Source organism: Chryseosolibacter histidinae, from assembly GCF_018598225.1.
Lineage (GTDB): Bacteria > Bacteroidota > Bacteroidia > Cytophagales > Cyclobacteriaceae > Chryseosolibacter > Chryseosolibacter histidini.
The window spans coordinates 45,871-60,169 of the sequence record NZ_JAHESF010000041.1; the positions used below are offsets into that span (position 1 = coordinate 45,871).

Sequence of the window (14,299 nt, forward strand, 5' to 3'; positions counted from 1 at the left end):
ACTAAACTCCTTATGTCTACAAAATCAAAAACAAAACTCGAATACATCTGGCTTGACGGTTATAAGCCCACCCAGAGCTTGCGCAGCAAAACGAAGGTCGTGAGAGACTTCGGAGGCTCGCTGGAAGACTGCCCCATGTGGTCGTTTGACGGAAGCTCTACAGAGCAGGCCCCGGGCGGATCATCAGACTGTCTGCTGCAGCCTGTGGCGCTCTTCCCCGATCCTGCCAGGACCAACGCATACCTGGTAATGTGCGAGGTGCTGAGTCCCGACGGAACGCCGCACCCTACCAACGGCCGCGCTACGATCGACGATGATGACAATGATTTCTGGTTCGGCTTCGAGCAGGAATACTTCCTGTGGGTGCCTGAAACCAACAAGCCGCTGGGATTCCCTGCACAAGGTTATCCCGCTCCGCAGGGTCAGTACTACTGCTCTGTGGGCGCGAAAAACGCTTTCGGAAGGCATATCGTTGAAGAGCACCTTGACTACTGCCTCGCCGCAGGCATCAATGTGGAAGGTATCAACGCTGAAGTGGCTACGGGCCAGTGGGAGTTCCAGGTGTTTTCCAAAGGCGCTAAAGCTGCCGGAGACCAGGTATGGGTTGCCCGCTACCTGCTGGAAAGAACCGCAGAGAAATACAATGTGGCCATTAACTGGCACTGCAAGCCCCTGGGCGCTACCGATTGGAACGGATCAGGCATGCACGCCAACTTCTCCAATTCACTGCTGAGGACCGCCGGATCCAAAGAAGTGTACGAAACAGTATGTAAGGCTTTTTCTCCTCTGGTGAAAGAGCATATCGAGGTGTACGGAGCTGATAACCACCTGCGCCTCACCGGTAAACACGAAACACAATCTATCGACAAGTTCTCGTTCGGTGTATCTGACCGCGGCGCGTCGATCAGAATTCCTATCGCTACAGTTGAGAACGGGTGGAAAGGATGGCTGGAAGACCGCAGGCCGAACTCTGCGGCCGATCCATACAAAGTTGCAGCCCGCATCATAAAGACAGTTAAGACAGTGCCGGCGTACGCTACGGTGAACGGACGGTAAACTTTAGGCGTCTGGTTGTTTAGTGGGAGTCGGGTGGAAACACCTGGCTCCTTTTTTTTTGAGCTGATTTTATTCGCTATTGAATGGAACTTTATATTATTTTGATAAAAATTTAAAATAAAGATCAAACCATGATCCATCCTGATACCGAGCTCCGGTTTATCAACGATAAAATCGGACACGGAGTGGTAGCGACCAAATTCATCCCGAAAGGAACAATCACCTGGGTACTTGACAAACTAGACAGAGTCTTCACTCCTGACCAGATCCGGCAAATGGACAAAATGTACCAGGAAGTCATGGACAAATACACGTATCGCAATCCGGAAGGCAACTACGTGTTCTGCTGGGATAACGCCCGTTTTATCAACCACAGCGCCAACGCCAACTGTATCACCACTGCCTACGAATTTGAGATCGCTATCCGCGATATCCAGCCCGGTGAAGAGCTTACGGATGACTACGGCTACCTGAACCTCGACGAGCCCTTTGAAGTGGTGCCCGAGCCCGGCAGCAACCGGAACGTTGTCTATCCCGATGACCTGCTCCGGTATTACCCGGTATGGGACGAGAAGCTGCTCAACGCATTTCCCAACCTCCTGCAGGTGAACCAGCCCCTTTTCCACATCCTCAACAAAACGGTGCAGCAAAAAGCCACCAGCATTGCCAGGGGTGAAAAGAAAATGGACTCAATCCTGAATTGTTACTACAAGAATGGAACCGTCATTGAAGGCATGGATGTGTCTTTGCGGTCTCCGAAGATTGCTTACCCTTACTAGGTACGATCCCGATAGCTATCGGGAACGAAATACGAGGTACGTTTAGCGTACCTCGTATTTTTTTGCCTATTGCTTCCCGATATCGGGATTGCCTGTTGCTTTTTGCCTACCGCCTACTAAATAGTGGCCATCTTCGTTCCGATGAAGCGTAGCAGGTCTTCTTCTACCTTCTCCGGGTCCTGCCACAGGTTGCGGCTGAACACGAAGCACGAGTCCCAGTTCTTCTGCTCGAAAAGCGCAGGGGCGTAGGCGAACGAGTCCTTCACCGAGAGGCTCGAGAGGTAGTGAGCGTCGTCTGTGCGCACCATACCCAGGTAGTTGTTGCCTTTGTCTTTCACGTACAGGTCGGCCAGGGGCAGCGTATCCACTTCGAACTGGAGCAGGTCGGCAAACTTCTGCTCACCCCACTGCTTGAGCTTGTTGTTGAGGTACCAGGTAGACTGCTGCCGCACGGGCATGGTCTGCTGGGGCCTGAACCTGCGCTGATGCACATCGCGGGCAAACTCCAGGTATTTCTTCAGCAGCTTCGGCCCTTCGTTCTTCAGGTCTTCCGTGCGCAGGTCTTCCGGCTCGATGCTGCAGATAAGAATGATCTTTTCGCGCGCCCTCGTCACCGCCACGTTCAACCGGTTCTCGCCACCGGCCATGCTCAGGCTGCCGAACTGCATGTTCATTTTTTTCTTTCCGTCGCGGGCATAACCCACCGAGAAGATGATGATATCTTTTTCGTCGCCCTGAACATTCTCGATGTTCTTCACAAATAGTGTGGGCGGAATTTTCCTTCCCGATTTGGAAAGGATGTCTTCCAGCATATCGAGGATCAACACCTGCTGCGGGGCGTTGAAGGTAACAATGCCTATTTCCTTTTCGGGATGATCGTGTAGCAGTTCGATCACACGCTCCACCACCAGGCTTGCTTCCACCGGGTTTGTGCTGTTCTCCCACACACCGTCTACTTTGCAGAATTCGATGCCGGGCAGCTGCTGGTTGATGATGTTCCGGTCTGGCAGCAACTGCAACCTTCCTTCGTAGAAGTGACGGTTCGAAAAATCGATCAGGTCCAGCGAACGGCTGCGGTAGTGCGCCTGCAAGTGCATGGTAGGCAGGTAACGCTCCGCCAGCGCCAGCAGTGAATCCACTTCCACATCCGGGTTGTCGGCATCCTCATCTTCCCAGCGGATCTGGTACATTTCACTGGGCCTCAGCTGCATGTCATCACCCGCCACCAGAAGCTGCTTGCCCCTGTACATGGCCGGAATGCCACGCTCTGAAAAACACTGCGACGCCTCATCGAAGATCACCAGGTCGAAAACTTCCTTCATCGGGAAGATGGCCGACACAGATTCGGGAGAGGCCATCCAGCATGGCAGCAGGTTCAGGAACTCTTCCTCAAAATCAGATACCACTTTTCGCAACGACCAGATCTTCTTCTTCTTGGTAAGCTGGTGATACAGGTCGCGATACGTTACGCGGTTGTTCAGGCGGTTGTATTCCACTCTTTCATAAATACGCTCCCTTGCGCGCAGCAACAGGATGTCACTGCTCAGGCGCTGCTTCTCTTCCACCAGCCTCACCAGCTCGTGGTGCTGCTCCTGCATCTTACGTGAAGAGACGGAGCGCAGGTCGGGATATTTGGCTTCGATGTGCTCGATCCAGGCAAGCCTGAGACTGTTCTGCAGCAACGCTTCCTGTTTGGGCGCATCCCATCCCACGGCTTCATGAAGGCGGCCGATCACATCACGTTCGTACGGCAGCAGGTTCTCTTTCAGCCTGTCGAACTCGCAGAGGCTGTCGAAGTCTTTGCGCAGCGTTTTCAGGAATGCCTTCTCGAGACTGGTATCGTGGATGAAGACCCTGAGCTGGTAAGGGGTCAAATATTCCTGCCACGCATTTTTCTTTTCAGGAATGCTTCCGCTGATGGACAGGCACTCTTTCATCAGCGCGTTGAAATCGTTACGGTTGAATTTTTTAGGGTTCACCGCTTCCCTGATCTCGCGCAGTGAATTGAGAATGATCTTGGCGCGGATGGCAAGCTTCTGTCTGGTGAACCAGGTCTTGAGCTGTGAGTGATCGTAGTCCAGCGGCATGTCGATCAACCACGGTTTCTTCTTCAGCGACGTAAGGTGATGCTCGAGGTTGAGCCTGTTGTCGATCTTCTGCTCCAGTATTTCCATACCCGTACCGTTGTGCGGCAGGTCGTTGGCCTTCAGCACGCGGTGCAGCGTCATCTTCTCTTTGGAGAATAATTTCCAGCGGAGCAGGCGGAAGATATTTTTGCGCGCATCCATTCTGCGTTGCAATACTTCCTGGAAGTTGCCCAGCTGATCGGAGGGCAGCGACACTTCAGGCCCGGGTCCCTGGAAACAATTCATGAGCACGCGCTCCACGTTGGAGAACCACAACAGGCTGGTCTCATCGTCAGTCTCTTCTGCCATGGCGAGAAAATACTGGTAGATGGTCTCATTCTTCAGCAAGGCGATCATGCCCAGAATGTCGTCTTCGCGTTTGTAAAGCGAGTGCGCATCCTCCAGGTTCAATGGTATGCCCAGCAGATCTCTGAATTGTGTTTCGATCTGCTTCTGAAAGGCCGGAACATCGGCGATGATCTTTTCCATGGCCTTGAGATCGCTCAGCCCGAAATTGGAGAACGACTTGCGCTCTCTCCACAGGTAGTCGGCGCCACCGAAAGTATCTTCATACGTGATGTACTGCCTCAGCTTCCGCAGAAAATCAGGCAGCTGGGGAAATGTGAAGTGCTGGTACTCCTGGCGGATGTTGATGGTCTCGCCCTGGAGATCAGACGTCAGGTACAGCTCCTTGATGCTGAGCCCGCACTCCTTGTCATCGAACAGGTTCTTCTTAAAAGTCTCCAGGTCTTCCGTGATGTGGTCGATGGAACGGCACACCTGGAAGAACCGGCGCTCGGTCTGGATCACATCAACGCTGCGGTTGGCGGCCCTGTAGGTCTCGATGTTGTCGATCTGCCGCGCGGCTTTTGTAAATACGGTTTTGCGATCGTTCCGGAAGTCGTGGACAAGTCCTACGAAATCGCCGAGGTCTTTCTTTTTCAGACGACTGTAAACCACATCCAGTGCCGCGCGTTTCTGGCACACCAGCAGCGCTTTTTTACCTGAAGCAATGGCATCGGCCATCAGGTTGCAGATGAGCTGCGACTTGCCGGTGCCGGGAGGGCCCTGCACCACGATGGACTTACCGTTCTTCACAGCCCTGATGGCGTTCTCCTGGTACGCATCGAGCTGAAAAGGTGTATAGATCTTTTCCTCTTTTACCGATTGAGCAACGGTGTCGGGCTGCTCATCGGTCTTCACATTCTTGTTGAGAAAAAACTCTTCGAGGTCTGCAATGGAGTTGCTCTCGATCAGGTGAAGATAGTCAGGCACCAGCTGCGAGCCTGCCTGCGGAAAAATGCCCAGCACGGCTTCGGGGAAAAGTTTCATTTCTCCGTTGCGGTGTGTTTTGTCGAACTCGTCTTTCTTGTATTCTTTGAAAGCGATCAGCTCATCGCGGAAATTATCCGTGTTGAAATTGATCTCCAGCTTTTCTTTGAGAAGCTGATAGAGCTGTGTTCTGAACACCGTGCTGTCGATGTTGAAATCTTCGAAGTTGGTCTCCAGCAGCTCTTCTTCCAGCTTCACCTTGTTGTAATAGGAGTATGCCAGCAGGAACGATTTGTTGAAAGTAACACCTGCCTGTGGCCGCACGTGCAGCACCCAGTTGTTATTTTCCTGTACAATAGTAACCGGAAAGAACAGGAGCGGGCAACGCACCGGCGTTCCGTCTGTGAATTTTCCGCGCACGAAAGGCCAGCCCACGTGAAGGTCATAAGATCCACGCTCCTCGAAGAGGAACTGGTCGGCGCGCTGAAGTTTTTTGATCTGCTTGCTCACCTCGTTGCTGGCTTCCACGCGACTGTCGAGCACCGTGCAAAGTTTAATGTTGCGCGATGCGATCAGCGACCTGATCACTTCAAACGATTGAGAAGGATTCATGAAATCAATGTCATGCAGGTCCATCAGCTGTTCTGCAGACAGTCTCAGCAATAGCAGCGAGCGGTTGTTGCCCGATAAATTGGTGAGCCTGCGCAGATAGGTACGTAAGATGTTCTTAATGGAATTCGTCACACCACTTGGATTTAAATTGATTCTAATAAAAGGATTGGGCGCCTATTCGTTTACCGTTAAATATGGCAATAATTTGTCGATGTCTTCAGGTTTCAGAAGACCTAGTTTACGAAGATCGTCAACGCGGGAAAAATTCCCATGCTGAAATCGGTAAGCAACGATGGCGCTGGCCATGGATCTCTTGATGTAGGGATGGGCGGAAAGCTCACTTTCATCAGCTTCATTCATATTCATTTGTTTTGGAATAAAATCCTTCGTTATAAAAGCCACTTCGAACAACCGTCTCACAACAGCAGAATCGAGGCCATAGACTTCGTTCAACTGCTCACGCTTCACAAATCCGCCCAGTTTTTCTCTGAACCGCACAATGCGCAGAGACAGGGCAGGACCGATACCATAAATTGTCTTTAGTTGTGCCGTATCCGCGATATTCAGGTCGAACAAACCAGGAACACGCGTTTTCCGATGCTTTTTAACAGTAGAATTCTTATCCTCAAATTTTCTTTCTTTCTTTTCCGGCAGACTGATATACGTATAAAGTCGAAAATAGAACGTGGAGTCAAGTCCGTAAATTTTCATCAAATCACGTTTCACGCTGAATTGCCCACCTTTTTGCCGATAACTTGCAATACGCGTCGACAGAATTTCTGAAAATCCTAACGCTCTGAGCTCTTTCAGGCTGGCTTTGTTGGGATCGAACGCAAACAACACAGGAGTTCCGATCTTTGCCGTATCAGTGTCGTTGTTTTGCCACAACGTGACAAGGCTGTCCAGCATTTTACGCTCAGCTGCGAAATTCTGAGGTTGCTCCAGCATCCACCTATGATATAAAGGTTGTGCCAATACGATCATCAATGCCAGCGGAAGCAGGATGATGAATCCATTCACTTCACGCGCCGAGAATCCGAATGCATCGCGGATCCATTTTCTGAGTATGTTCATACGAGAGGGTTCGAACAGTAATGAAGTTAGCGTTATCATATGTGAAATGAAAGATCACATTGATGATAGCATGAGAAGTGGAACAACTGTATGGCTAGGTGCAGGAACTTATCTTTTTTAATCGATATCCTGAGTGGCGCCTGTGGGTGGGTATGAGCGAACGAAGGATCCCCATATAACAAAGTGCAAGCGCTCAATGCAGATGTACGAATCAAAGTGCGCAGTAACGATCCGGGGATCCTTCGTTCGCACCGGCCATCGCGCTGTCATCACTCAGGATACCGGTAGAAGGGGGCGGAGCAGAAAAGAATGCTGGTTTATAATCGACTCCATAAGCTTGAGCACTTCAAATGCTTGTTCGTGTAAGCCATTGCATGCCGCCATTAGGACATCGGCAAAAGGGGTGAATTTCAAGGGAAATCAGAACTAAAAACAACCTGCTTTCGTAATAGAAGAAGCCATGGTATAATCCCTTATTTATACTGATTCTAAATTACAGTTTAAGTGATTTTTGTCATGTACGGTTTTTTGCCGCGGCTTACTTTTGCATTTCAAGATGACTGCGAATTTCAAATTATTAGCGCTAACCTATAAAACAGCTCCTTTATCCATCCGGGAACAGGTATCCCTGAATGAGGCAGGGGCCAAGCAGCTGCTTAACTTTTTGCGCGAATTTACCCCCGCTACCGATGTTTTAGTGGTTTCTACGTGCAACAGAACCGAGATCTACTACACGGCAGAACAAGACCTTGCTTCCACCATTTTTAAAGGACTTTCACTGATCAAGCAGCCGGCAGAAGGTTTTGAGCAACATTTTGCACGATACGAGGGCCAGCCGGCCATTGCCCATTTATTTGACGTAGCCATAGGCCTCGATGCCCAGGTGATCGGCGACCTGCAGATCTCCGGCCAGGTTAAAAACGCTTACCAGTGGAGCGCCGATGAGAACATGGCAGGCCCATTTTTACATCGGCTCATGCACACCATCTTCTTTGCCAACAAACGGGTTGTGCAAGAGACTGCTTTCCGTGATGGCGCTGCTTCGCTTTCTTATGCCGCCAAAGAGCTGGCAGAAGACCTTACCGCAGGTGTGAAGAACCCGAAGGCACTTGTGGTGGGCGTTGGTGAGATCGGCCAGGATGTTTGCCTGAATCTTATCAACTCGAATTTTAAAGAAGTAACGATCCTGAACCGCACCATCGAGAAGGCCGAAAAGCTTGCCGCTAAATGCGGATTCAGCTTTAAAGCGATCGAACAGCTGCACGACGAAGTAGCGAAAGCCGATGTCATCATCAGCTCGGTATCAGGCAACGAGCCGCTGATCAGCGCGGCCCTGGTAAAAGATATCAACCTCATCTCACACAAATATTTCATCGACCTTTCCATTCCGAGAAGTATAGACCCGGCCATCGAAGAGATCCCGGGAGCGATCGTTTATAACCTTGACGATATCCAGGAAAAAACGAACGAAGCCGTGGAGAGACGCAAGGCAGCCGTGCCCCAGGTACAGGCCATCCTGAAAGAAGCCATGGCAGAGTTCGAAGACTGGTCGAAGGAAATGATCATTTCGCCCACTATCCAGAAGCTGAAGAACTCGCTCGAGCAGATCCGCAAAGAAGAGCTGGCGCGTTTTATTAAAAATGCCAAACCCGAAGAAGCGGAGAAGCTTGAAGAAATGAGCCGTTCACTGATGCAGAAGATCCTGAAGTATCCGGTGCTGCAGCTCAAGGCCGCCTGTAAAAGAGGCGATGCTGAATCAGTATCGGAGCTGCTCCACGACCTTTTCAACCTCGAAAAGCAGTCGACCAAAAAATAATCACGATCTCAGCGATCCGGGACAAACCCCGAATTTTTTTCTGAACGCCGTTGAAAAATGGTTGGGATTCCTGTATCCTACTTCGCGTGAGACCTCATTTACAAACATGCCCGTGTCTATCAACAGGTGCCGCGCATGGTTCATCCGCAGGTCGAAAATAAAATCGAAGATCGTTTGCCCGAAAAGCTCCCTGAATTGTTTCTTCAGCTTGAACTCGTTGATGCCGAACGTGGTCGACAATGACTGCAGTGAATGGTCGTGGTGAAAGGTGACCAGCAGGTGTTCGCGCAGCTGCTCAAGCACATCCTTATCCCTTCTGTTGATACGCACAGCCTGTACGTTGCTGCCGCGCTGGTAGTGTTCCAGCTGCAGGGCGAGCAGCTCGAGTACTTTCGCCTCCAGGAAGAGTTTGCGTACGGTGCCGGAGAGCGGACAGTTGATGATCGCTTCTATGGCCTGACGTATTGCGGGACTGCGCAGTCCATCGCCGCTATACAACATTTCTTTCCTGAGAAGCTTTTCGCGTAATGTGTCAGACCAATTTTCTGAGGGACATAGGAGGGAGGAGAAGTAATCAGTGCATACCTGAAAATGCGCAACCCGGATATTTTTATGGACCACCAGCTCATAATTTGTTTCAGGTATGTATATGAAGTGATGTGCTCCTGCACCAAGCTCGGTTAACAATCCTACCTCGTGGAAATTGGTGCCAACACGCCCCTGAATGGGCATGCAGACATTGACAACACCCGGCAACGCATCATGCTGAACCTGGATCTTGCAATCACGCTCGAACGTTGTGCGGATCTCTCTGACGCTGAAGGTATCCAGGTCCAGGGTCCGTTCTTCGTACTTTCCGATCGACTCACAATCTGAAGCCCAGGCTTTGAACCCATAAGCTTCTTCCGGCCCTGATAACGGATATGATTGCTGAAGAATTTCCTGGTATTGAAGGAGAGCGGGACTGGACATAAACTCCGTTTTGCGTATGCAATGCTCCGTTTAACGAAGTCCGGTGCTGAAGGTTTGATCGTATACGGTCTAAATCAGTTAAAACAACCTATGCTAAAAAAAATCTTGAAAGTTGTCGGTATCATTTTGGGTGTTCTGGTGCTTTTGGTGGCCGGATTTTATACGAAAGTATATTTCAGTGTGAAGGAGCGAATGAACAAGGTTTATGCTGTCACGCCTCAGGAAATTACCGTAGACGCCACAGACTCGGTGCTCATTGCCACGGGCCAGCGCTACGTACGCTCGAAGGGCTGCAAAGATTGTCATGGCGATGATCTTGGTGGCAAAGTGTTTATTGATGATCCTGCGTTAGGGCTGCTCATTGCACGCAACCTCACAAAAGGAGAAGGCGGACTTCCGGATGATTATGACACCCGCGATTGGGTGCTGGCACTGAAGCACGGCATCAGGCGCGATGGCAAACCGCTGCTGTTTATGCCTTCGCACGAATATGCGCAGCTCACGGAGTGGGATATGAAAGCCCTGATCGCTTATTGTTCACAGCTGCCGAAGATAGACCGTGAGCTTCCGCAGAGCGATGTGGGTCCCCTTGGCAAGATCCTGACGGACCTTGGCAAACTTCCCCTGTTGCCGGCGGAGATGATCGACCACAACAAAACGCTGGTGAAGGAGATCAAAGCCGAAGCCACGGCGGCGTATGGCAAATATCTCGCTACGGCGTGCCAGGGATGCCATCGTGAGAACATGAAAGGTGGCGAACCTGTGGCGCCCGGATTCCCGCCGGTTGCCGATATCAGCGCGAGCGGAAACCCTGGTAAGTGGACGGCCGAGCAGTTCATGGAAACCCTGCGCACCGGTAAAACGCCGGAAGGCAAGACCCTGAAACAGGAAGAGATGCCCTGGTCTATGACCAAAGCTTACACAGATGTGGAGCTGCGGGCGCTGCATCTTTACCTGAATACATTGTAAACAAGCCCGCCCCGTGCGGCCGTCATTCTGAATGATGGCAGGTGCGATGGCTGGCGCGAGTGAAGAATCCCCAGATAGCGAAGTGCAAATTGTAAGACACGTGCTAGAATCAGGTACGCAGTACGCTTCCGGGGATCCTTCGCTCGCACATGCCAGCACACTACTCACCGCTCAGGATATCGGTTTTATGAAAAGAATGTAATTTTCTTTCCCTACCTTCGACTAATCTTTCAAGTATCTCTTCTTTTTGGTGATAGGCGAAGAAAAACGATTCATTAACCTGATCAATGAGCATCAGGGTCTGATCTACAAGGTTTGCATCATGTATGAGAATGACCCGGACGCCCGGAACGACCTGTTTCAGGAAATTGTACTTCAGCTCTGGAAATCGTTTTCCACCTTCCGCGGTGAGGCCAAGATCACTACATGGATGTATCGCATTGCCCTGAACACCGCCATTTCCGGATACCGGAAACAAACGCGGAACCTCAGAACAGAAGACCTTCAGGAATTGCACTTCAACATTTCGGAGCATGCGGCCAGTGACGACCGTGAGGAAGATATTCAGAAGCTTCAGTGGGCGATCCGCCAGCTTTCTGAAATTGAACGGGCAATGATCATGATGGCGCTTGAAGAAGTACCCTATGACGAGATCGCAGAGACCATTGGGATCACCCAAAATAACGTGCGGGTCAGGATGAACCGGATCCGTGAAAAACTAAGAAAACTGATGTGTGCCGATAGCCATGGAATTAGATGAACTAAAACACATTTGGAAAAAAACGGATGTTGACTTTCATCCCAAGGGAGAAGCGGAGTTAGCATCGATGCTCAAGGGCAACAGCAAGTCTATCATTGATAAGCTCAAACGCAGTGTGTGGCTCGAGCTGGTCTTTACGCTCATTGCGAGCATTGTGCTGCTGGTCTATGCGCTGAATCTTCCCAGCGGGGCGCTGAAATGGATCTCGGTGTCCATCCTGGCGATCTTCGCGGTCTACCCCGTTTATTATATCAAAAAACTGATGCTGCTCCACCGGTTCGAGGGTGCCTCCGATAACCTGAAAGCCAACCTTGAACAGCTCATTGAAAGCCTTACACTGTACCTGCGGTTCTACAAACGCAGTTATACCATGTTGTACCCGGTATACTTCTGCCTCGCGCTGGCATTTATCGCCATCGAAAGAGGCTTCGATGAATTCCTGAACATCCTCTTCAAGCTGGAGACCATGCTCTATCTGCTCTTCCTGGCGGGTGTGTTCTACTTCTGCAGCACGTGGCTGGTGAACTGGCTGCTGCGAAAGCTCTATGGCAGGCACCTCGATAAGCTGCAAAGCCTGCTGAATGAGCTGAATAGTTATGAGAGGCCGGAAGCCGCGTGATGGTTGGCCGGTTGCCAGTTACCGGGTGGCCGGTTCAGTGAGGCTTTGATTCATTACGGTTGAATTGCAATTCCAGCAGAATATGGTATCGTTTTTTGAAGCAGGAAGGTCTAAGTTCACACGTCTAGAACCGGCAACAGGCAACCGGCAACTAAATCCATCGTGGTTAGCTAAAAAACATCTTGTTTTGCGCTAAGCAGCCGCTCAGTTGCTTATACACCCCGGTTATATTTTCTTTCGATTGGTCTTTGCCCAACGCTTTGAGGATGCGGTGTGACAATGTTCCTTCGCGGAGGATCACATCGATCTCACGTTTCCGGTTCTCGATGGGTTCATTTCCAGAGCGGATCATACGCTCCAGGATGTGCTGCCACAAGGCTGAAGCTTTTGCCGACTTCTCGGGAAATCCGAAGGCGCTGAGGTATTCGGGCTGATCGATCACGGCATCCTGTGCCTGTTCTGTGGTGCGCTCGAGGATCTGCGCAAGCGTTTCTGTCTTCCATTTCATCTGGCTATCCACATCCAGGAATTTTTCGGAGACAAATGCTTTGATGGTCTCGATCACCAGGGAGACAATGGCCAGGTCGGCAGCGGGGCATTCCTGTATGTCCATGATCCTGATCTCGATGGACCCTCTGTCGAAACGGGGGATCGCGCCCCGCGAATTCACCCAGATGGGATTGAGCTCATTTTGAGGATCGAACACCGCGATATCACTTTTGATCTTTTCGTAAATGGTGTTGATATAATTGCGCCGCGAGAACACCGCCTCAGGAATTACCTTACCGGTGATGGACGGAAGCCTCGATTGATTCGTTCGATAAAATTTCAGCCGTGTATCCAGCAACCCCGTTACCTTGCCATCCAGGATGGGTGAGCTCGCACAGAGCGCGGGTAATAACGGCAGGATCATGCGTACGGCGGCATGCAGCTTGGCAAACTCCTCATCGTCGTAGAACGGAAGGTTGAGGTGTGTGCTCTGCAGGTTAGACCATCCGTGACCGCGGCAGTCGAAGATGGTGTTGTAGATGTTGTATACCTCGTTGTTCTCGTGCGGCCACAGCTTCGTTTCATGCAGCGGGTTCATGAAGGGATGTGCCGCGGTGGGCATCAGCATGGTGTCCCATCCCGCAAGGATCGCGTTGATGCGCTCAACGTTTTCCGCGAAAGCGTGCTCCAGGCCGTTGAGGTTATTTTCGGGTTTGCTGGACTTGAGCTCCACCACATGGAGCACCAGCTCGTTAGACCACGTTACTATGCCGTTCTCGAAATCGCTGGCGTAGTGGCCCAGCTCGTGTTTCAGCAGCTCGTCGGTAATGGGTTTCACCTGCAGGGTATTGGAATCAACGAGCATGTATTCTAGCTCAATACCATAGCCCTGGAAAAGATGGATGCGTGGGGGTTGCTGCATCACTTGTCGGATTTGATCTTATTCAAAAATACATCCATCACGGTGGAATACAATTTTTCTTTCAGGATTTTATCCTCGATCCCGGAGTCGATGTTGGGATTGTCATTGATCTCGATCACGTAGAACTTACCGTCTACTTCTTTCATATCAACCCCGTACAGGCTTTTGCCGATGAGGGCGGTGGCCTTGAGCGCTGTTTTCAGCAAACCCGATGGCGCCTGGTCTACCGCGATGCACTGCACCTCACCCTCCTGTTGTTGTTTTTCCGAGATCCAGTTCACGATCTGCCAGTGCGCTTCGGCCATGAAATATTTGCACACATACAACACCTGTCCATCGATGATACCCACGCGCCAGTCGAACGGAGTGGGCAGAAATTCCTGCGCGATCACCAGTTCCGATTTCTGGAACATGGTAGCACACACCTGTTTGTATTCTTCCTCGTCGTTGATTTTGAACACACCTTTGCTGAACGCACCGTCAGGTTGTTTCAGGATGAACGGATAATTGAGCTTCTCCGGTACGTGCTTATGATGGTCTTTGCCGATCACGTACGATTTAGGCGTCAGGATCTTGTTGGCATTGAGCAGCTCGTGCAAGTACACCTTGTTGGTACATTTCAGGATCGAATCCGGATCATCGATCACAGCAAGCCCCAACGACTGCGCTTTTTTAGCGAAGCGGAAGGTGTGGTGATTGACGTAGGTGGTCTCGCGGATGAAAAGGGCGTCGTACTGGATCAGCTCGCCGAAATCATTTTTGGTGATCAATTCCACGTTGAAGCCCGCCTGGTCGCCCGCTTTCACAAATTTCTGAATGGCCTTGTCGTCAGA

The 14,299-nt window shown here is 50.9% G+C and carries 11 protein-coding genes; 6 read left to right on the top strand and 5 right to left on the bottom strand.

All coding sequences use genetic code 11. From position 1 onward, the window contains the following. The first annotated feature begins 12 nt into the window (after positions 1-12). Positions 13-1,056, top strand: coding sequence for a glutamine synthetase beta-grasp domain-containing protein (locus KK083_RS26585; protein WP_254169155.1), 1,044 nt, complete (start codon positions 13-15; stop codon positions 1,054-1,056). 131 nt (positions 1,057-1,187) lie between these two features. Beyond that, entirely contained in the window at positions 1,188-1,835 is a 648-nt protein-coding gene (locus KK083_RS26590) for an SET domain-containing protein (protein WP_254169157.1), read from the top strand. Between the two features lie 116 nt (positions 1,836-1,951). Here the strand turns inward: KK083_RS26590 and KK083_RS26595 are convergent, their stop codons facing one another. After that, positions 1,952-5,977: a DEAD/DEAH box helicase gene (locus tag KK083_RS26595; protein ID WP_254169158.1), complete on the bottom strand. Its 4,026-nt coding sequence runs from the start codon at positions 5,975-5,977 to the stop codon at positions 1,952-1,954. A gap of 42 nt (positions 5,978-6,019) precedes the next feature. Then, positions 6,020-6,919 carry a ComEA family DNA-binding protein gene (locus KK083_RS26600; RefSeq protein ID WP_254169160.1) on the bottom strand — a complete coding sequence of 300 codons (900 nt, stop codon included), beginning with the start codon at positions 6,917-6,919 and terminating at the stop codon, positions 6,020-6,022. A gap of 556 nt (positions 6,920-7,475) precedes the next feature. Between KK083_RS26600 and hemA the strand changes: the two genes are divergently transcribed. Continuing rightward, positions 7,476-8,735: a glutamyl-tRNA reductase gene (hemA, locus tag KK083_RS26605; RefSeq protein WP_254169162.1), complete on the top strand. Its 1,260-nt coding sequence runs from the start codon at positions 7,476-7,478 to the stop codon at positions 8,733-8,735. On the opposite strand, the gene KK083_RS26610 is transcribed toward hemA, so the two are convergent. Further along, positions 8,736-9,707, bottom strand: coding sequence for a helix-turn-helix transcriptional regulator (locus KK083_RS26610; RefSeq protein WP_254169164.1), 972 nt, complete (start codon positions 9,705-9,707; stop codon positions 8,736-8,738). Between the two features lie 90 nt (positions 9,708-9,797). Here KK083_RS26610 and KK083_RS26615 point away from each other — a divergent pair, with 90 nt between their 5' ends. From KK083_RS26615 to KK083_RS26625, 3 genes are all read left to right on the top strand, one after another. Next, on the top strand, positions 9,798-10,676 hold the full coding sequence (locus tag KK083_RS26615) for a c-type cytochrome (RefSeq protein WP_254169166.1): 879 nt from the start codon (positions 9,798-9,800) through the stop codon (positions 10,674-10,676). A gap of 250 nt (positions 10,677-10,926) precedes the next feature. Next, a complete protein-coding gene (locus tag KK083_RS26620; protein WP_254169168.1) occupies positions 10,927-11,436 on the top strand; it encodes an RNA polymerase sigma factor in 510 nt (169 codons plus the stop codon). Then, positions 11,423-12,055 carry a hypothetical protein gene (locus tag KK083_RS26625; protein WP_254169170.1) on the top strand — a complete coding sequence of 211 codons (633 nt, stop codon included), beginning with the start codon at positions 11,423-11,425 and terminating at the stop codon, positions 12,053-12,055. Before KK083_RS26620 ends, KK083_RS26625 begins: the two co-directional genes overlap by 14 nt. Before the next feature lie 166 nt (positions 12,056-12,221). Here KK083_RS26625 and KK083_RS26630 read toward each other — a convergent pair whose 3' ends face one another. Further along, positions 12,222-13,466, bottom strand: a complete 1,245-nt coding sequence (locus KK083_RS26630) for a carboxylate-amine ligase (protein WP_254169172.1) — start codon at positions 13,464-13,466, stop codon at positions 12,222-12,224. After that, the coding region (locus KK083_RS26635) for an ATP-grasp domain-containing protein (RefSeq protein WP_254169174.1) at positions 13,466-14,299 on the bottom strand (834 nt) is incomplete at its 5' end. The genes KK083_RS26635 and KK083_RS26630, both read right to left, overlap by 1 nt.